The organism is Actinophytocola sp. (genome assembly GCF_036402745.1).
Lineage (GTDB): Bacteria > Actinomycetota > Actinomycetes > Mycobacteriales > Pseudonocardiaceae > Actinophytocola.
Genome location: NZ_DASWSJ010000224.1, coordinates 1 through 17908, shown reverse-complemented (window position 1 = coordinate 17908; position 17908 = coordinate 1). Strand labels below are relative to the sequence as shown.

Below are 17908 nucleotides of genomic sequence, written 5' to 3'. Positions count from 1 at the left end.
ACGCGCCGATGTTCGGCATGATCATTCCGGCCATGTTGCCGCCGAAGCGTTGCACCCTGGCGCGGAAGCTGTTGCCCTGTAAGTGCTTCAGGTCCGACACACCTGTCGGCAAACTCGTCATCGAATCTGCTCCATTCCGTGTACTTGGTGCGGCCCACTCAACTGCCGCGAGAGATCAGCGGTGGCGTGCACGCACACCGCACTACGGTCCACATCAGACGGTCCGGGCATCCGGGAACCCGGGAGCCGGACCGCCGCCGCACCCCACGACAACGCCTCCACCAACGCATCCCCACCGACACCGTCGACCGGGCCACCCGAACCGGTCTCGGCGCCGCCGTCCCCCGCACCTCTCCCACTGCCCTCCGCGCGGCCGTTGACCGCACCGTTCGAGCCACCGTTCGACCCGCCGTTCGCCAGGGTCGCCGCCAGGAAACCGGCCAGCATCGCGTCGCCGGCGCCCACCGCGCTGCGCCCGCCGTCCACCGGGGACTCCCCGTACCGCACGCCGTTCGCGTCGACCAGCACCGCGCCGTCCTCGCCGAGGCTGGCCAGCACGGCACCCGCGCCGGCCTCCCGGATGACCTCCGCCGCGCGCACGGCGTCGGCCACCGTGTCGATCCGGAACCCGACCGACTCGGCCAGCTCGTCCCGGTTCGGCTTCACCAGCGCGGGTCGCGTCTCCAGCGCCGCCGGCAGCGCGGGCCCGGACGTGTCCACGGCGAACCGCACGCCCAGCTCGCTCACCCGTTGACCGAGCCGCGCGTAGAAGGCGTCCGGCACTCCGGGGGGCAGGCTGCCGCTGGCCACCACCCACTCGGCCCCGTCGCCCACCGCCAGCACCGCCTCGAGGATCGCCTCGAGGTCGCCGTCGGTGAGCCGGCCACCACGCTCGTTGATCTTCGTGACGGTCCCGTCCGGCTCCACGAGGCTCACGTTGGACCGCGTGTGGCCGGTGACCGGCACCGCGCACACGTCGATCCCCTCGACCCCGAGCAACGCGGTCAGCCGCATGCCTTCCGGGCCGTTGCGCGGCACCACCGCACAGGCCGGAAACCCGTGTGCGGTAAGGGCTCGCGCCACGTTCACGCCCTTGCCTCCCGGATCCAGCCGGGTCGCCTCGGCATGGATGAGCCCACCCCGGTTCAGGTCCGCGATCTCCATCGTCCGATCCAGGCTGGGGTTCAACGTCACCGTCACGATCACGCGCTCAACCGTCCCCTCGTCGTCCCCGACGGCCATGACTTTCCGTCCTTTTGGGACGGCAAAGCACGCTTACACCCGGCGGTTCACCCGTTCTGCGTGTATGTGGGAATCGCGCCGAATCATCTTGATATCGCTGTGTTTACCTTCTCCTCTGTGGCGAGTCAAGAAACTCGACGCAATACTGGTGAACTCGTTGTTTCAGGCAGTAAGCTCGCGCTTCCCTGATCCGCGGGCGGTGAGGCATGGGCGCGAAAGAGCGCATTGCGGAGGCCGCGTTGGCCGAGGTTCCCGAGGACGGCGCCATTCTCATCGACGCCGGAACCACCACCGGCCTGCTCGCCCAGATCCTGCCCACCGACCGTGAGCTCACGGTGGTCACGAACTCCCTGGCCATCGCCTCAGCGCTGAGCTCGTGGACCAACCTCACGCTGATGATGGTCGGCGGCCGGCTGCAGCGTCATTCCCTGGCCGCGGTGGACGAGTGGTCCCTGCGCGTGCTGTGGAACATTTACGTGGACGTCGCCTTTGTTGGCACCATGGGACTTTCCGTCGCCCGCGGGCTCACGACGTCGGACGAGGCCCTGGCCACGGTCAAGCGCGCGATGATCGCCTGCGCCCGCCGCACGGTGCTGCTCGCCGACCACACCAAGATCGACAACAACCAGCCGGCCGCGTTCGGTGAGCTGGCCGACCTCGACATCGTGATCACCGACTCGGGCGTCGACCCGATCGCCGCCAAGGAGATCGCCACGGCCGGCCCGCAGGTGATCGCGGCCTGAGCCGCGCCCGCTCGGCACTGGTGCTAGTAGTTTTACCAGTCGGCCGGCGGATACTCTTCTCGGCGACAACAGCCCCCGCCGGTGGCGAAACGATCCGGCATACCCCGGCATCCCGGTGGACCGCGCCCCCCTCGCGGTCCACCGGGTCCCTTGTTCTCTTCCCGTTATAATCGCGAACTGCCACACCCCGTGTGCGGAGGGAGTCGCCGGTGTATGCCGAGGAGCGGCAGCAGGTGATCCTCGAACGCGCCCGAGCGCGGGGACGGGTGGACGTCACCGCGCTGGCCGACGAGTTCACCGTCACCACCGAGACCATCCGCCGCGACCTCACGATCCTCGAGCGGCACGGCGTGGTCCGCCGGGTGCACGGCGGCGCGATCCCGGTGGAGCGCCTCGGTTTCGAGCCGGCGCTCGCCACCCGCGAGGGTGTCATGACCGCGGAGAAGACCCGGATAGCCAAGGCCGCGCTCGCGGAGCTGCCCGAGGAGGGCAGCATCCTGCTCGACGCGGGGTCCACCACCGCACGTATGGCCGACGAGCTCCCCACCGACCGCGAGCTGACGGTCGTCACCCACTCGGTCAACATCGCGCTCACCCTGTCGACCCGCCCCAACCTCACGATCATGCTCGTGGGCGGGCGGCTGCGCAGCCGCACCCTGGCCACGGTCGACGCCTGGGCGCTGCAGGCCCTGCGCGAGACGTTCGTGGACGTGGCCTTCATCGCCACGAACGGCATCTCCGCGGAGCGCGGACTGACCACACCGGACTCCGCCGAGGCCATGATCAAGCGAGCGGCCGTGGCGAGCAGCCGCCGCTGCGTCCTGCTGGCCGACCACACCAAGATCGGCAACGACTGCTTCACCCGCTTCGCGGAGCTGAAGGACATCGACACCTTCATCACCGACGACCGGGTCGACCGCGCCACGATCAACGAGCTGGCCCAGGCGGGCCCCCGAATCGTGATCGTCTGACGAGACTGTCCAGTTCGGACCGTCGGGCCGCGCCGCGCCGTGGAGCTGAGTCCGTCAGTGGAACGCCGTGAACAAGTCGTGCACCGCCGCGTCGCGGGTGCCCAGGGGCGCCAGCCGGAAGCGGTCCTCGATGGTCGCCATCACCGACGTGGTGTCGTACGAGGTGTGGTCCACGGCGAAGTGCTGTCGCAGCCGCGGGGAGATCAGCAGCGCCGGGATCCTGGTGCCCGGGCCCCACTGGTCGCTCACCCCGCGCCGGCCGGCCGGAGGTGCGACGTGGTCCCACTGCCCGCCGAACTCGTCGTAGGTCACCACGATCATCGTGCTTGCCGCGTCCGGGCCCTCCTCGACCGCCTTGACCAGGTCGACCAGGTGCCGGCTGCCCTTGTCCTCACTGGCGTACCCGGGGTGCTCGTTGTCCTCCCCCACCGGCTTGACGAAGCTCACCGGCTTGAGCCGCCCGGCCTTCGCCGCGGCCACGAACTCCACCTCGTCCCGCAGGTGCGCGGCGCGTGCGGCCGTCCCGGGCGCGAGGCTGGCGTAGTAGTTGAACGGCTGGTGGTGGTACTGGAACGTCGCATCCGGACAGTTCGGGTACACCGCGTTCGCCGTCGTGCGCGGGTTCGCGCACGTGCCCGGCGTCGTGCCGTTCGTCCATCCCGGACCGCCGACGTTCCCGTTCGCGTTGTCCCAGCCGCCCGAGTACCAGGCCCAGTCCACGCCCGCGCCGGAGAGCCGGTCGCCGATGGTCGGCGTGGTCTGCGGCGGCAGCCGCCGCGCGGCCGGCGTGCCCGGCGGGTAGGGCTGGTACGGCGGCTGGATGGTGTTCACCGCGTAGTCACCGCACGCCGTCCCCGCCGGCGGCGGGGCCACGCCGGCGGGCACCACGCAGCTGCCGTCGGGGTTGGCCGCCTGGGTCAGCGCCCCGTCGCGCACGCCCGGCGCCGCGGGGTGCAGCGGGGCCGCCGCCGGGTGGCCGTCCGGGCCGACGACCGAGTGCAGGTCGGTCGCGCCGCCGTCGCGCACGGCGCCCGGCCAGGTCGGGGTGTGCGGCGTGATCAGCCACTGGTGGTTGAGGAACGAGCCGCCGAACGCGCCCTGGAACAGGTGATCGGCGACGACGTAGTTGGGCGCCTGCCGCCCGTGCAGGTACTGGTAGATGGGCAGCGCACGGGTGTCGTACTGGCCCATGGTCAGCCCGACCGCGTCGCTGCCGGCGACGTAGCGGTTCATCCGCCCGCCGTTGAGCTGGTACTGCTCCTGGTAGTAGCGGTGCACCAGGTCCCGCGTGCAGCCACCGGGCAGCCCCTGACCCTTCGGGATGCCGTTGGGCGCGAACTGGCCCGGCGCGGGGCAGGTGGTGTCCTGCGGCGAGATGTACCGGTCGAGCGGGAACGGCTGGTTCGCGAACGCCGAGTCGGCCGGCTGGCCGGTGCACGTCACCGGCAGCGGCGGGGAGGTCAGGTTGACGTCGTTCTGCGGCAGGCACGCCAGCGGGGTCCCGTCCGTCGCCACCTGCTTCTGCGGGTTCGCGCCGGGCAGCCCGTCCACGCGCTCCCAACCGCCGAACAGGTTGTCGAAGCTGTGGTTCTCCTCGTAGATCACCACGATGTGGTCGATCCGGTGCCGCCCACCGTGTCCGGTGTCGCCCGACTGGGCATCGGCGGCCACCACCGTGCTCGCGAGCATCACCGGTACCGCTAGGCCCAGGAATGTCCACCGACGCATACCGCACCTCCACGCCCGACTGCGCTGACAGCGTCGCCCTTGGGAGCACCGAAGGCAAGCACTGTCCGGACGGCACCGTGATCTTCGTCCCTTATGCGGCGAATGCCCTGCGGTGGTTGACAAATGTTCATCAGCGGCGGGTCCTACGGCTGCACGTCGGGCTGCTCGGCGCGGAGCTTGCTGTCGAGGGGCTCGCCCTGGCTCTCCTCGAACGGGGTGGTGCCCCACTTGTTCACGCCGGAATAGTGCTCCGGCGGGTCGAGGGCCTCCTCCAACGGGTCCGCGGCCAAGCGGTCCTCGTCGAGGTCCTCGGCCGCGCTCAGGGCGGCGCCATCGCGCTCCACCGGGTCCGGGGGACCCGTGTCCTGCGGCGGGTCCGCCGGTTGGCCGCCGTCACGCATCAGGGCCAGTCCTCCTCCTCGGTCGGGACGGTCCGGAGCTGTTCCTGCACGTCGGCCGGGTCCGCCTCGGGGTCGATCTCGTCGGGGGGCGGCTCGGTCTCGGGCTCGTCGTCCTCGCGCACCGGACGCCGCTGCTCCAGGACGTCCGCCGGGTCGGCCAGGAGGTCGTCGGCGCCGAGGTCGTCGGCGCCGAAGTCGGAGGTCACCGTGCGTCTCCCGACCACTGGATCAGCGCGACCGTCATGGTGAGCGCGCGGCGGACGGTGTCCAGGCCGGTCAGCGGGTCCAGCTCACGCACCGCGAGGTCGAGCTGGAACTGCGCGTCCTCGGCCCTGCCGTTGAGGTCCGCGAGCAACGCGCGGATCGTGGCGCGGGACTGCGGGGCCAGCTCGTCGATCGACACCGACCCCTCGGTCTCGTCCCGCAGCTCCACCGCGAACGCCGCGTCGCCGTAGCTGGGGCCGACGCTGTCCCGCACCGCGGTGGCGGCGACCTGAATGAGCTCGGCGACCACCTCGCGCACGTAGCCGGAGAGCCGGTCTTGTTGCACCACAACGGTCTCCAGGGCATCGGTGAGCCCGTCGGAGTCGCTGTCGAGCACGCACTGGACGAGCCGGTGTGCGGCCGCCTGGCCCGTTGTCTCGCTGCGCATCGGTCAGGTGCTCCTTCCGTGCGGTCCCGGACCGGGTGCCCACCAGACGAGCGGGTCAAACCGGCTGGTCCACGGAAAAGCGCCCGGCCGGCGGGTTTCACGGCACGCGGCACGGGCAACTCACCGTGGGTAGTCCGACGAGAGGTGCACGCCGTGGACACCAACAGCTATCTGACGTTCTTGCTGATCGGGACCCTGCTGGTCCTGGTCGACGGCCAGATCATCTACCGCAACGGCCGCAGGTTCCTGCAACAGTCCGCGCCCAGCGCCTCGGCGGAGTCGCTGACCAGGCTCGTGTCGGTGCTGTTCCACCTGGTGGTGCTGGGCGTGCTCGCGCTCGTCTCCACGATCGACGTGTGGACCGACAAACCGGTCGAAGGCCTCGTGCTGCGTCTCGGGGTGGTGCTGATCATCATCGGGATCGCGCACGCGGTCGCGATCACCGCGCTCACCCGGATCCGGGACCGCGAGGAGTTCGACGAGCTCGCCCACGAGCGGGAGGCTCGCCGGCTGGCCAACGAGCAGGCCAACACCGCCTACGGCACGCGGGTGCCCGACCCCACCGAGAGTCCCGCGTACAACGGGGAGAGCGCCACCTCGGTGGTCAACCGCCAGCAGCCTTACCCGCGCGCCTGATCACGGCGCGTCGAACAGCGCGCTGACCGACTCTCCATTGTGGATCCGACGCATCGCCTCGGCGAGCGCGGGCGCGATGGAGAGCACGGTCAGCTTCGACGTGCGCTCGCTGTTCGGGATGGGCACAGTGTTGGTGCACACGATCTCCGTGACCTCGGGCTGCTCGCCGATCCGCTTGAGCGCGCCGGAGGCGAACAGGCCGTGCGTGCAGGCGACCCGGATCGAGCGGACGTCCAGCTCGCGCAACCGGTCGAGCAGTTCCAGAACCGTGCTGCCCTTGGCGATCTCGTCGTCGAGCACGATCACGTCCCGGCCGCGCACGTCGCCGATGATCGAGGTGATCGTGACCTTGTCGTCGGCGAACCGCTGCTTCGCGCCGGCCGCCACGGGGACCTTCAGCAGGTTCGCGAAGTGCGCGGCCTCCTTGGCGTTGCCGAGGTCCGGCGAGACGACGATGGTGTTGCCGAGGTCGTAGCGGCGGAAGTAGGCGGCCAGCTCGCGCAGCGCGTGCAGGTGGTCGACGGGGACGCTGAAGAACCCGTGCACCTGCGGGGAGTGCAGGGTCATGGCGAGCACCCGGCTGGCGCCGGCGGCGACGAGGAGGTCGGCCACGAGGCGCCCGCCGATCGAGATGCGCGGCGCGTCCTTCTTGTCCGAGCGGGCGTAGGCGTAGTGCGGCATGACGACGGTGGTGCGCGCCGCGGAGGCCCCGCGCGCGGCGTCGAGCATCAGGAGCAGCTCGACGAGGTTCTCCTGGACCGGGGTCACGAGCGGCTGGATGAGGAAGACGTCGCGCTCGCGGCAGTTGGCCTGCAGCTGCACCTCGATGCAGTCGTTGGCGAACCGCTTGATGCGGACGGGACGCAGCGGCACCTCCAGGTGCGCACAGATCTCGGCGGCGAGCTCCGGATGCGCACTCCCGCTGAAGACGGCGATCTCCCGCACGAACGACTCCCCTGCTCAACCGCACGATCGGCCGAGCCGCATGCTACTTGGGCGCGTGACCAGCGCATTCAGCAGCACGGTCCGAAACGCGACGGCCACGGTCGGCCCTCGCCAGGCAGTTGACCGGGGCCGCGGCCGAGCAGGCCTCGAGCGCGTCCGCGACGAGTGACGCTCTTGACATCCTGTACGTACAGGATCACATTATGAGCACCATCGACCTGGAGGTGCCTGTGCCGGCGTCCGCGGAGCCGACGAGTATCGAGATCCACAATCCGGCCACGGGCGATGTCCTCGGCACCATGCCGGTCGCCGATGCCGCGCAGGTCGAGGCCGTCATCGCCGCTGCTCAGCAGGGGCGGGCCGGCATGGCGGCGCTGCCGGCGCACGCACGGGCGGCCCTCCTGACCACGGTCGCCGACGGGATGGCGCGGCGGTTCGACGCGCTCGCGCGGCTGCTGGCGCAGGAGAACGGCAAGCCCATCGAGCAGACACGTGGTGAGCTGACCGCCGCGATCGCGATCTTCCGCGGGTTCGCCGAGGAGACCAAGCGGCTGTTCGGCCGGCAGATCCCGCTCGACGTGACACCCGGGCTCGAGCGGCACCTCGCCATCACCATCCGCGAACCGCTCGGCGTCGTCGTCGCGATCGTGCCGTTCAACTACCCCGTCGAGCTCTACGCCCACAAGGCCGCCGCCGCGCTCGCGGCCGGCAACGCGGTCATCGTCAAGCCGCCGGAGAAGTGCCCGCTGACCCTGCTCGAGATCGCCGCGATCGTCGACGAGGCCGGGCCACCCGAAGGCGCGCACCAGGTGATCACGGGCGGACCGGACACCGCGCGAAGGCTGGTGGAAAGCCCAGGCGTACAGCTGGTCAGCCTCACCGGCAGCACCACGGCCGGGCGCGAGGTCGCCGCGATCGCCGCCCGGACGCTGAAGAAGGTCCAGCTCGAGCTGGGCGGCAACGACCCGATGATCGTCTGCGCGGACGCCGACGTCGACCGGGCCGCCGAGGCCATCGTGCTCGGGCGGCTGGCCCGCGGGAACGGGCAGATCTGCTGCGCGGTCAAGCGGATCTACGTCGAGGACGCCGTCTACGACGAGCTCGCCGAGAACCTCGTCGCCCGCACGAGGGACCTGAAGGTCGGCGACCCGCTCGACGACGCCACCGAGGTCGGCCCGCTGATTACCGAGCAGGCCGCCCGCGACGTCGAGGCCGCCATCCAGCGGACCGTCGCCGACGGGGCCACGCTCGCGGTCGGCGGCAAGCGCGAGGGCAACTTCGTCCACCCGACCGTCCTCACCGGCGTGCGCCCGGACGAGCCCGAGATCGCCCAGGAGATCTTCGGGCCCGTCGCTCCCCTGGTCCGGGTGAAGGACGCCGAGGAGGCGCTGCGCCACGCCAACGCCAGCGAGTTCGGCCTGCAGGCGGCCGTGTTCACGCGGGACATCGGCCGCGCGTTCTCGATCGCGCGCCGGCTCGAGGCGGGCGGAGTGATCATCAACGGGTCCACCGCGCTGCGCTCGGAGCACCTGCCCTTCGGCGGCGGCAAGAACACCGGCGGCAGCCGCGAGTCGCTGCGCGACACGCTGCTCGAGATGACCGACGAGAAGACGATCATCGTGATGGAAGCGCTGGCCTGATGCTGTCCCTGCACGGGGTGCGCAAGTCCTACTCCGGCGTCGAGGTGCTGCACGGCATCGACCTCGACGCCGACGCCGGCGAGGTCCGCGCGATCGTCGGCGCGAACGGGGCCGGCAAGTCCACGCTGATCAAGGTCCTCTGCGGCGCGGTCCAGCGCGACGCGGGCGGCATCGAGGTCGACGGCCGGCCCGTGGCGCTGGGCAACCCGCACGCCGCGCAGAAGCTCGGCATCCGGACCGTCCACCAGGAGCTCACGCTCGTCCCGGACCTGTCGGTCACCGAGAACGTGCTCCTCGGCGACCTGCCGAAGCGCCGCGGCCTCGTCGACTGGCCGGCGGCGCACGCCCGGGCCCGCGCGCTGCTCGACCGCACCGGCTTCGCCGGCATCGACGTGCGCGGCCACGCCCGGCGGCTGTCCGTCGCCCGCCAGCAGATGGTGGAGATCGCCAAGGCGATGGCCAGCGAGCCACGCATCCTCATCCTCGACGAGCCGTCCGCGGTCCTGGCCGGCGACGACCTCGACCAGCTGTTCGCGCTGATCCGCTCGCTGCGCGCGGACGGCGTGCTGGTGCTGTACGTGTCGCACCGGCTCGAGGAGGTGATGGCGATCGCCGACCGGGTGACGGTCATCCGCGACGGCACGGTCACCGCCACCACCACGCCGTCCGAGACCTCCGAGGCCGAGCTCGTCCGGCTGATGGCCGGCCGGCGGCTCGACCAGATCTACCCCGACCGGCGCACCCAGCCCGGCGCGGAGCTCCTGCGCACCGAAGGGCTCGCCCGCGCGGGTGTCTTCGACGACGTGTCGATCACCGTGCGGGCCGGCGAGGTCGTCGGCATGTTCGGGCTCGTCGGCAGCGGCCGCAGCGAGCTGGCCGAGGTCCTCTTCGGCGCGTTCCCCCGCACGTCCGGCGAGATCCTGCTGGCCGGCCGCCCGGTCCGGCTGCGGACGCCGAAGGAGGCGATCGCCGCCGGCGTCGCGCTCGTCACCGAGGACCGCAAGCGCAGTGGCCTGGTCCTCGACCTCTCGGTGCGGGACAACGCGTCCCTCGCGACGATGGGCACGTTCCGCCGCCGCGGGCTGATCGACCGGGTCCGCCAGGGACGGTCGGTGCGGGACATGACCGACCGGCTCGACGTCCGGCCGCGCGGCATCCAGCGGCCGGTGAAGCACCTCTCCGGCGGCAACCAGCAGAAGGTCGTGCTGTCGAAGTGGCTGCTGGCCAAGCCGAAGGTGCTGATCCTCGACGAGCCGACGCGCGGTGTCGACGTGGCCGCTCGGGTCGACCTCTACCGGATGGTCGACGAGCTGACCCGGGCCGGGCTCGGGGTGCTGATGATCTCCTCCGACCTCACGGAGGTGCTCGGCATGAGCGACCGGGTGCTGGTGATGCACGAGGGCCGGGTGGTCGCCGACCTGCCGGCCGGCAGCACCGACGAGGAGGAAGTGCTGGCCTACTCGATTGGGGTCGCGTCATGACGTCCGTCGACGAGCTGTCCACTGTGGCCGGTCCGCGGGACCCCGGTGACGGCGCACGCAGGTTCCGCAACCGCGCGCTGCTGATCAACGGGGCGTTCGCGGTCGCGTTCGTGGTCCTCCTGGGGGTGGCCGCGACCACGACCGAGTCGTTCCTGACCGACGACAACCTCACCAACCTGCTGCGCCAGTCGGTCACCACCGGGCTGCTCGCGCTCGGCATGCTGACGGTGATCCTCACCGGCGGCATCGACCTGTCCGTCGGTTCGGTGGTGGCGCTCACCGGCATCGTCACCGCCGGGCTCGCCGCCGACCTGCCGGTGCCGCTCGCGATGGCCATCGGCGTCGCGACCGGCGTCGCGTGCGGGGCGGTCAACGGCGTGCTCGTGGCCCGGTTCCGGCTGGCGCCGTTCGTCGTCACGCTCGCCGCGCTCACCACGATCCGCGGCCTGGCCTACGTGTACTCGGAGACCCCGATCACGCCGACCGAGATCAGCTTCCTCTCCCTCGGCACCGACTCGCTCGGCCCGATCCCGATCGCGACGGTGATCATGCTGGTCTGTTTCGGGCTGGCGTGGCTGTTCCTCACCCGCACCACGGCCGGCCGGTCGATCGTGGCCATCGGCGGCAACTCCGAGGCGGTGCGGCTGGCCGGCATCAGCGTTCCCCGGCACGTGCTGCTCACCTACATGATCAGCGGGTTCCTGGCCGGGCTCGCCGGGGTGATCCTGGCCTCCCGGGTCGGCATCGCCCAGCCCAGCGTCGGCGTCGCGTTCGAGCTCAACGCGATCGCCGCGTGCGTGATCGGCGGCGCCCGGCTGTCGGGCGGCCGCGGCAGCGTGCCCGGCACCCTCGGCGGTGTCGTCCTGCTCGCGCTGATCGACAACCTGCTGACGCTCTACGAGGTGCAGAGCTACTGGCAGCAGGTCCTCAAGGGACTGATCATCGTCGCCGTCGTGCTGGCGCGGCGACGCGAGGACGCCTGAGTTTCCTTCCACAGAACAAGGAGAGCTGCCATGCGGCGACTCATAGCACTGATGGGCGTAGCGATCACGATGTCGGCGGCGGTGGCGTGCGCGTCCGGGAACGACGCCGGGTCGGGCCCGCGCACGATCGGCATGGTCAACTTCACCCTCGGCGCGCCGTACTTCATCGGGATCTCCAAGACCGTCGAGCGCGCCGGTGACAAGGCCGGCGTGGACGTGCGGGTGACCGACGCGAAGGGCGACGCGGCCACGCTGACCTCCAACGTGTCGGAGCTCCTCGCCCAGGACGTCGACGGCATCATCATCTCCGGCGGCCCGCTCGAGGCGGCCCCGGCGGCGCTCAACGCGATCAAGCAGAAGGGCATCCCGGTCGTGCTCGTGGACCGGAAGTTCCAGACCGGCGAGTACACCAGCTGGGTCGGCCCGGACAACACCGTGCTCGGCAAGCAGGACGGCGAGTTCATCGCGGACAAGCTCGGCGGCAAGGGCAAGGTCGCGATCATCAAGGGCGGCCCGGCGGACAACTCGATCGGCATCGCCCGCACCGAGGGGCTCAAGTCCGTGCTGGACAAGCAGTCCGGCATCGAGCAGGTCGACGCGCCGGACTTCGGCGAGTGGAGCAGCGACGGCGGGCTGCGGGTGATGGAGAACCTGCTGGCCCGGCACGGCGACCTCGGCGCGGTGTTCTGCGAGAACGACTCGATGTGCCTGGGCGCGCAGAAGGCGATCGCGGACGCGGGCAAGACCGACGCGATCTTCCTGGCCGGCATCGACGGCCAGAAGGAGGCGCTGGCCGCGATCGCGGCAGGCGGCAACTACGCGGTGACGGGCCTCAACAACGCCGTCGAGATGGGCAATGCCGCCTACGAGCGGCTCGGCGCCATTCTCGACGACGGCTCCACCCCGGAAAAGGACACGGTAATTCCGTCCCCGCAGATCACCAACGACAACGTGAACGAGTACTACGACCCCAACAGTGAGTTCTAAAAGGAGAACGGCTGATGAGTCGACGATCGAGAAGCCTCAACGTGGTGGCTGTCGCGACATTGTTCGTGACGGGTGTCGTGACGCCCGCCGCGGCCGCGCCGACGGACGGCGGCCAGGCCGGCGAACGCGGCCGGGCCGGCTGGCAACTGCTCTACGCCGAGGACTTCAGCTCGCCGTTACCGACAGACGCGCAGTGGGCGCGGGAAAACTACGGCGACCCGTTCGACACCATGACGGACGACGCCGGGCTGTGGTACGAGAACGACTACGGGCAGGCCTGGACCGACCAGCTGAACAGCTTCAACACCTACCGCAAGGAGTACCAGCTCGGCACGAACGGGTGGCTCACCGCGTCACTGTCCGCACGGGACTGGAACGCGGACGGCGTGATCGAGGCCGAGCCGTCGATCACCACCGAGAACCTGCGCGGTGCGGGGAAGGTCGCGAACATCAACGTGCCGGACCACACCGGTGGCGCGATCTTCCGGCCGACGAACAAGCTGCCGCAGGAGTACCGGATCGAGTACAAGCTGAAGACACTCGACTTCGGCGGCAAGCGGAACGGCTCGGTCACCTACGACGGCCGGGAGAACGGCTACTCCACCGAGGGCTGCAAGACCCAGCACCCGTGGGGCGAGGGCCCGTACACGCCGGGCTGGAGCGGGAACGCGGCGGCGCCGTACTGCGAGTGGCAGGACGTCCGAAGTGGACCGTACGGGTACAACGGGTTCCACTTCATGACCATTGTGGACTTCGCCGATCCCGCGCCGCGCAACAACCACTTCTGGCACTACCACCGCAAGGTGCTGATGGACTCCTTCGCCCAGCACCCGGACCGGGTCGGCAACGGCACCGGCGGCCGGATCTGCGACGCGAAGACCAAGACCTACTACAACTACCGGGACAGCAACTTCAACACCGTCAACATGTGGATCTCGGGGATGCCGAGATACACGCCGGGCAAGGGCGGGCTGGTCGGGAACTCGCAGTGGTTCATGACGTCGTGTTCCGGTGGGGTCGCCGAGCAGCAGCTGTCGACCGCGGGCGAGATGCTGCCGGAGCTGATGCCGCAGAACGACTACACGATCGCCATCGAGCGCAGCAAGACCGCGTACACGCTGGAGATCAGCGGCCTGTTCGCCCGGTCGGGCCAGCAGACGTTCCGGTTCACCCGCCCGTTCGTCGTGGACAACAAGCCGATCTGGCACTACAACGTGACGCCGGACGAGTACGACGGCCGGTTCAACGGCGACCTGAAGCAGAACGGTGTCCTCGCGCAGCGGACCTGGCAGGACCAATGGGTGAACGGTTCGGCCTATCCGGACTACTTCGTCATCGGTGACCTTTACACCAATGTGTACGAAGGCAGTGCGTCACTCGACGACATCAAGCTGTACGTACCGAAGAAAAAGCGATAGCCACCGCGGAATCGGGTGCGGCTCGCGTCGCACCCGATTCCGGGTAAGGGGGAGAATGTGGAGGCGTATCGTACGCGGGTGCCGACCGACCGAATCGACCGCGACTCGCCGCTGCCCTACTACGCGCAGCTCAAGCAGCTGCTGGACGAGCAGCTGGACAAGCACTGGGAGGCCGGGACGAGGCTGCCCGGCGAGGTGACGTTGTGCGAGCAGTACAACGTGTCGCGGACCGTGGTGCGCCAGGCGCTGGACGAGCTGGAGGCCGAGGGCCGGGTCGTGCGCCGCAAGGGCCAGGGCACGTTCGCCGCGGCCCGCAAGGTCGACGAGACGCTGTTCCAGTCGCTCACCGGGCTGCACGAGGACGTCACCGCCCGCGGCGGGACGCTGCGGTCCTCGGTCCTGCAGCAGGAGCTCGTGCCGGCCCCGGCGGGGGTCGCCGCCGAGCTGGGCCTCGCCGAGAGCGACCCGGTGATCTGCCTGGAGCGGCTCCGGTACGCCAACGGCGAGCCGTGGGTCCTGGTGCGGACGTACCTGCCGCCGGCCATCGCGCCGGGGCTCCTGCAGGACGACCTGACCGAGCAGTCCCTGTACGGCCTGCTGGAGACCAAGTACGGCGTCGAGCTCGACAACGGCACCCGCCTGCTGGAGGCCGTGCCCGCGAGCCCGACCATCGCGGAGGCGCTGCGCCTCGACCCCGGCGACCCGGTCCTGCTGCTGCACAGCACCGCGTGGGACGTGCTGGGCCGCCCGGTGGAACACTTCATCGCCTACCACCGCGGCGACCGCAGCCGCTTCCAGGTCCGCCTGCGCCGCCGAAGCGCCGCCTCGGTCCCGAACATGCTGGTCACCCCGAACCCGCCGTAACCGCGGGGTGCCGGGCTCGCCCGGGGTGCACAATCCCGGGGTGCACAATGTCGGGCACGGTGCTCGGCGTTGAAAACCGTGTCGGCAAGCCGAGCCGTGACGGCGAGGCGGAGCTGACGATGATCGTCGCGCACGATCTGGGGACCAGTGGGGACAAGGCGTCGTTGCACCGCGATGACGGGGGGCTCGTCGCGGCGGTCACCGTCGCTTACCCCACCACCTTCGCCGCCGGCGGGGTTGCCGAGCAGGATCCCGAGCACTGGTGGGACGCGGTCTGCGCGGCCACCCGCCAGCTCCTCGACCGCACCGGCACCAGGCCCGACCAGGTCAGCGCCGTCGGGTTCTCCGCGCAGATGATGGGCGCCGTCCTCCTCGACGCCGCCTGCCGCCCCGTCCGGCCCGCCCTCATCTGGGCCGACCACCGCAGCACCGCGCAGGCCGACCGGCTCAACGCCACCCTCGGCGCCCGGCACGCCTACGAGACCCTCGGCCACCGCGTCCACCCGACCTACTCGCTCACCAAGATCCTCTGGGTCCGCGAGAACGAGCCGGAGGCCTACAAAGAAGTCCAGCACGTCTGCCTCGCCAAGGACTACGTCGTCGCGCGCATGACCGGCACGCTGCTCACCGACTACTCCGACGCCTCCAGCACCAACGCCTACGACCAGCGCGCCGGCAAGTGGTGCGGCGAGATCCTCGACGCCGCCGGCCTCGACCCCGCGCTGTTCCCGCCGATCGTCCCCGCGAGCACCGTCGCCGGCGGGCTGCGGGCCGACGCCGCCGCGGCCACCGGGCTCAACCCGGACACCCCCGTCGTCCTCGGCGGCGGCGACGGGCCGCTCGCCGCGCTCGGCGTCGGCGTGCTCGACCCCGCCGACGGCGCCTACGCCTACCTCGGCTCGTCGTCGTGGATCTCGATCGCCGCCACCGAGCCCATGCTCGACCCGATGATGCGCACGATGACCTTCGACCACGTGGTGCCCGGGCGCTACGTCCCGACCGCGACCATGCAGGCCGGCGGCGCGTCGCTCGACTGGGTCGCCGAGGTGCTCCGGCCCCAGGACCCCACGAGGTTCCGCCAGCTTCTCGCCGAGGCCGCCGACGCGGACACCGCCGGCCTCTACTTCCTCCCCCACCTGCTCGGCGAGCGCTCCCCGCACTGGAACCCCGCCGCGGCCGGCGCCTTCCTCGGCCTCGAACGCCACCACGGCCCGGCCGAGCTCACCCGGGCCGTCCTCGAGGGCGTCGCGTTCAACCTCGCCACGTGCGTCACCGTGTTCCGCGACGCCGGCCACCCGGTCCGCCGGGTCGACGCGATCGGCGGCGGCGCGGCGAGCGACCTGTGGCTGCAGATCCTCGCCGACGTCTGGGGCGCCACGGTCCGCCGCCGCAGCGTCGTCGAGGAGGCGAACAGCCTCGGCGCCGCGGTCACCACGGCGGTCGGCGTCGGCCTGGTCGACGGGTTCGGCGTGGCCCGCGAGCTGTCCACGGTGACCGCCGAGTTCACCCCCGAGCCGGACCGGACCGCCGCCTACCGGCGCAGGCACGCCGTCTTCCTCGACGCGTACCGCCGGCTCGAGCCGTGGTTCGAGGCCCGCTAGAACGAGGTCGGGAGCCCCGGGTGGCGTTGCACCTGGAGCGCGCCGCGCACGATGATCTCCTTGTACAGCGCCGCGAACCGGCCGGTGAGCACGGCCTCCCTCGGGCTGTCGTCCCCTCGGACGAACTGGATCAATCCGTCCCGCCGGCCCAGGCTGATGCACTGGTTGACGTACCGGAACCGGAACGGCGTGGGCTCGCGGCCGGCGAGCCTGGCGGTGATCGCGCGGACCGTCGCCTGCGCGGCCGGCAGCCCCGTGGCACACGCCATCCGCAGCTCCTGGCCGTCCGCCCGGCGCACCGCGGCCGCGTCGCCGATGCCGTAGACGTCCGGGTGCGAGACCGAGCGCATCGTGTCGTCGACGATCATCCGGCCGGCCGGATCCACCGCCAGGCCCCCTTCGCGCGCGAGCGGCGGCACGGTGAAACCCGTTGTCCACACGACGAAGTCGGCCGCGACGTGCTCGCCGCCGGCCAGCAGCACGCCGTCCGCGCGCACCGACGCGACCCGCGTCTCGTCCCGGATCTCGATGCCGAGCCGGCCGAACGAGCGGCGCAGGTAGCGGCGGCCGCGCTCGGACAGCCGCGAGCCGAGGACGTCGCCGGTGAGCAGCCGCACCTTCAGCTCCGGGTGCGACTCGGCGAGCTCGGTGGCCGCCTCGATGCCGGTCAGCCCACCGCCGACGACGACGGCCGTGCCACCCGCGGCGACCCGCTCCCGCAGCCGCGCCGCGTGCTCGGCGCCGGCGACCGTGAACGCGTGCTCGGCGACGCCGGGCACCGACTCGAGGTCGGCGCGGCTGCCGAGGGCGTAGATCAGCGTGTCGTAGTGCAGCGGCTCCCCCGCCGCCAGCTCGACGGTGTGCGCGCCGGGGTCGATCCCCGTGACCCGGTCGACCACGAGCGACGCGCCGGTCCCGCGCAGCAGGTCGGCGAGCGAGCGCTCACGCAGCTCCTGCCCCGCGGCGAGCTGGTGCAGCCGGACCCGCTCGACGAACCGGTCCCGGTCGTTGACCAACGTCACCTTCGCGTCGGCCCGCCTGGCGGCCAAGTTGGCCGCGACCTGCCCCGAGTAACCTGCGCCGAGAACCACGATGTGGGTCATGACGTTCTCCCTTCGTCGCAAGGTTGACTGGGTAGCGGCCGGATCCGTGACAGAGCACCGAAGCGACCTCGATCACACGCACGGTACGGTCGCGTCAGAACCACGAGGAGGATCAGAGATGCGAGTCGTCACGGACACCGCCCGCTGCGTCGGCGCCGGGCAGTGCGTGCTCACCGAGCCTGCCGTTTTCGACCAGAGCGAGGACGACGGCACCGTCGTGGTGCTCGTCGAGCACGTCGAGGGCGAGCAGCTCGCGGCCGTCGAGGAAGCCGTCGACATGTGCCCGAGCCAGGCGATCTCCCTCGAGGCCGACTAGGCACCTCTGACGGATCGTTGGCCGCGCGATTCGCGCCCCGGCCGCCCCTGGCATGTTGACCCGCCGGACGCGCCCTATCCGGCGAACCCGGCGTCGAGGTCGGCGCGGTTCAGCGGCCGGCCGGGCAGCGCGTCCGGGGCCGGTGCGCGGAGGCCGTCGAGCATGATCGCGAGCACTCGGCCGGGCGCCAGCCGCGC

Annotated in this window: 18 protein-coding genes; 11 read left to right on the top strand and 7 right to left on the bottom strand. The window is 71.1% G+C overall.

Features of this window, described 5'->3' with window-relative positions:
• Positions 1–117: 117 nt before the first annotated feature.
• Positions 118–1242, bottom strand: a complete 1125-nt coding sequence (locus VGD70_RS21430; protein WP_331084028.1) for a 1-phosphofructokinase family hexose kinase — start codon at positions 1240–1242, stop codon at positions 118–120.
• Between the two features lie 206 nt (positions 1243–1448).
• On the opposite strand from VGD70_RS21430, the gene VGD70_RS21425 reads away from it, so the two are divergent.
• Both VGD70_RS21425 and VGD70_RS21420 read left to right on the top strand, forming a co-directional pair.
• Entirely contained in the window at positions 1449–1985 is a 537-nt protein-coding gene (locus tag VGD70_RS21425) for a D-beta-D-heptose 1-phosphate adenosyltransferase (protein ID WP_331084026.1), read from the top strand.
• A gap of 209 nt (positions 1986–2194) precedes the next feature.
• On the top strand, positions 2195–2956 hold the full coding sequence (locus VGD70_RS21420) for a DeoR/GlpR family DNA-binding transcription regulator (protein ID WP_331084024.1): 762 nt from the start codon (positions 2195–2197) through the stop codon (positions 2954–2956).
• A 54-nt stretch (positions 2957–3010) separates the two neighbouring features.
• On the opposite strand, the gene acpA is transcribed toward VGD70_RS21420, so the two are convergent.
• The 4 genes from acpA to VGD70_RS21400 all read right to left on the bottom strand — a co-directional run bounded on the left by acpA (position 3011) and on the right by VGD70_RS21400 (position 5737).
• Positions 3011–4645, bottom strand: a complete 1635-nt coding sequence (gene acpA / locus VGD70_RS21415; protein WP_331084022.1) for an acid phosphatase — start codon at positions 4643–4645, stop codon at positions 3011–3013.
• Positions 4646–4827: 182 nt separating this feature from the next.
• A complete protein-coding gene (locus VGD70_RS21410; RefSeq protein ID WP_414638016.1) occupies positions 4828–5085 on the bottom strand; it encodes a hypothetical protein in 258 nt (85 codons plus the stop codon).
• Entirely contained in the window at positions 5085–5291 is a 207-nt protein-coding gene (locus tag VGD70_RS21405) for a hypothetical protein (RefSeq protein ID WP_331084020.1), read from the bottom strand. The genes VGD70_RS21410 and VGD70_RS21405 overlap by 1 nt, the downstream gene beginning before the upstream one ends.
• A complete protein-coding gene (locus VGD70_RS21400) occupies positions 5288–5737 on the bottom strand; it encodes a hypothetical protein (protein WP_331084018.1) in 450 nt (149 codons plus the stop codon). Before VGD70_RS21400 ends, VGD70_RS21405 begins: the two co-directional genes overlap by 4 nt.
• 153 nt (positions 5738–5890) lie before the next feature.
• Here VGD70_RS21400 and VGD70_RS21395 point away from each other — a divergent pair, with 153 nt between their 5' ends.
• Entirely contained in the window at positions 5891–6373 is a 483-nt protein-coding gene (locus VGD70_RS21395; RefSeq protein ID WP_331084016.1) for a type II secretion system protein, read from the top strand.
• On the opposite strand, the gene VGD70_RS21390 is transcribed toward VGD70_RS21395, so the two are convergent.
• A complete protein-coding gene (locus tag VGD70_RS21390; protein ID WP_331084014.1) occupies positions 6374–7318 on the bottom strand; it encodes a ribose-phosphate pyrophosphokinase in 945 nt (314 codons plus the stop codon).
• Positions 7319–7521: 203 nt separating this feature from the next.
• On the opposite strand from VGD70_RS21390, the gene VGD70_RS21385 reads away from it, so the two are divergent.
• The 7 genes from VGD70_RS21385 (at position 7522) to xylB (ending at position 16292) form a co-directional block, all read left to right on the top strand.
• On the top strand, positions 7522–8958 hold the full coding sequence (locus VGD70_RS21385; protein WP_331084012.1) for an aldehyde dehydrogenase family protein: 1437 nt from the start codon (positions 7522–7524) through the stop codon (positions 8956–8958).
• On the top strand, positions 8958–10439 hold the full coding sequence (locus VGD70_RS21380; protein WP_331084010.1) for a sugar ABC transporter ATP-binding protein: 1482 nt from the start codon (positions 8958–8960) through the stop codon (positions 10437–10439). Before VGD70_RS21385 ends, VGD70_RS21380 begins: the two co-directional genes overlap by 1 nt.
• Positions 10436–11422 carry an ABC transporter permease gene (locus VGD70_RS21375; protein ID WP_331084008.1) on the top strand — a complete coding sequence of 329 codons (987 nt, stop codon included), beginning with the start codon at positions 10436–10438 and terminating at the stop codon, positions 11420–11422. The genes VGD70_RS21380 and VGD70_RS21375 overlap by 4 nt, the downstream gene beginning before the upstream one ends.
• A 30-nt stretch (positions 11423–11452) precedes the next feature.
• Entirely contained in the window at positions 11453–12409 is a 957-nt protein-coding gene (locus VGD70_RS21370) for a substrate-binding domain-containing protein (protein WP_331084005.1), read from the top strand.
• A gap of 14 nt (positions 12410–12423) precedes the next feature.
• Entirely contained in the window at positions 12424–13827 is a 1404-nt protein-coding gene (locus VGD70_RS21365; protein ID WP_331084003.1) for a hypothetical protein, read from the top strand.
• Positions 13828–13905: 78 nt separating this feature from the next.
• A complete protein-coding gene (locus tag VGD70_RS21360; RefSeq protein ID WP_331084001.1) occupies positions 13906–14691 on the top strand; it encodes a GntR family transcriptional regulator in 786 nt (261 codons plus the stop codon).
• Between the two features lie 47 nt (positions 14692–14738).
• Positions 14739–16292: a xylulokinase gene (gene xylB / locus VGD70_RS21355; protein ID WP_331083999.1), complete on the top strand. Its 1554-nt coding sequence runs from the start codon at positions 14739–14741 to the stop codon at positions 16290–16292.
• Here xylB and VGD70_RS21350 read toward each other — a convergent pair.
• The gene (locus tag VGD70_RS21350; protein WP_331083997.1) at positions 16289–17395 is read right to left on the bottom strand and encodes an NAD(P)/FAD-dependent oxidoreductase; all 1107 of its coding nucleotides are present in this window, start codon (positions 17393–17395) and stop codon (positions 16289–16291) included. The genes xylB and VGD70_RS21350 overlap by 4 nt on opposite strands.
• A gap of 118 nt (positions 17396–17513) precedes the next feature.
• Here VGD70_RS21350 and VGD70_RS21345 point away from each other — a divergent pair, with 118 nt between their 5' ends.
• Positions 17514–17711: a ferredoxin gene (locus VGD70_RS21345; RefSeq protein WP_331083995.1), complete on the top strand. Its 198-nt coding sequence runs from the start codon at positions 17514–17516 to the stop codon at positions 17709–17711.
• The last annotated feature ends 197 nt before the right edge of the window (positions 17712–17908 follow it).

Bases quoted from the DNA above. Each gene is read 5' to 3' on its own strand.
- VGD70_RS21430 (WP_331084028.1), bottom strand. From the start codon at position 1,242: ATGGCCGTCGGGGACGACGAGGGGACGGTTGAGCGCGTGATCGTGACG.
- VGD70_RS21425 (WP_331084026.1), top strand. From the start codon at position 1,449: ATGGGCGCGAAAGAGCGCATTGCGGAGGCCGCGTTGGCCGAGGTTCCC.
- acpA (WP_331084022.1), bottom strand. From the start codon at position 4,645: ATGCTCGCGAGCACGGTGGTGGCCGCCGATGCCCAGTCGGGCGACACC.
- VGD70_RS21410 (WP_414638016.1), bottom strand. From the start codon at position 5,085: ATGCGTGACGGCGGCCAACCGGCGGACCCGCCGCAGGACACGGGTCCC.
- VGD70_RS21400 (WP_331084018.1), bottom strand. From the start codon at position 5,737: ATGCGCAGCGAGACAACGGGCCAGGCGGCCGCACACCGGCTCGTCCAG.
- VGD70_RS21385 (WP_331084012.1), top strand. From the start codon at position 7,522: ATGAGCACCATCGACCTGGAGGTGCCTGTGCCGGCGTCCGCGGAGCCG.
- VGD70_RS21380 (WP_331084010.1), top strand. From the start codon at position 8,958: ATGCTGTCCCTGCACGGGGTGCGCAAGTCCTACTCCGGCGTCGAGGTG.
- VGD70_RS21375 (WP_331084008.1), top strand. From the start codon at position 10,436: ATGACGTCCGTCGACGAGCTGTCCACTGTGGCCGGTCCGCGGGACCCC.
- VGD70_RS21370 (WP_331084005.1), top strand. From the start codon at position 11,453: ATGCGGCGACTCATAGCACTGATGGGCGTAGCGATCACGATGTCGGCG.
- VGD70_RS21365 (WP_331084003.1), top strand. From the start codon at position 12,424: ATGAGTCGACGATCGAGAAGCCTCAACGTGGTGGCTGTCGCGACATTG.
- xylB (WP_331083999.1), top strand. From the start codon at position 14,739: ATGTCGGGCACGGTGCTCGGCGTTGAAAACCGTGTCGGCAAGCCGAGC.
- VGD70_RS21350 (WP_331083997.1), bottom strand. From the start codon at position 17,395: ATGACCCACATCGTGGTTCTCGGCGCAGGTTACTCGGGGCAGGTCGCG.
- VGD70_RS21345 (WP_331083995.1), top strand. From the start codon at position 17,514: ATGCGAGTCGTCACGGACACCGCCCGCTGCGTCGGCGCCGGGCAGTGC.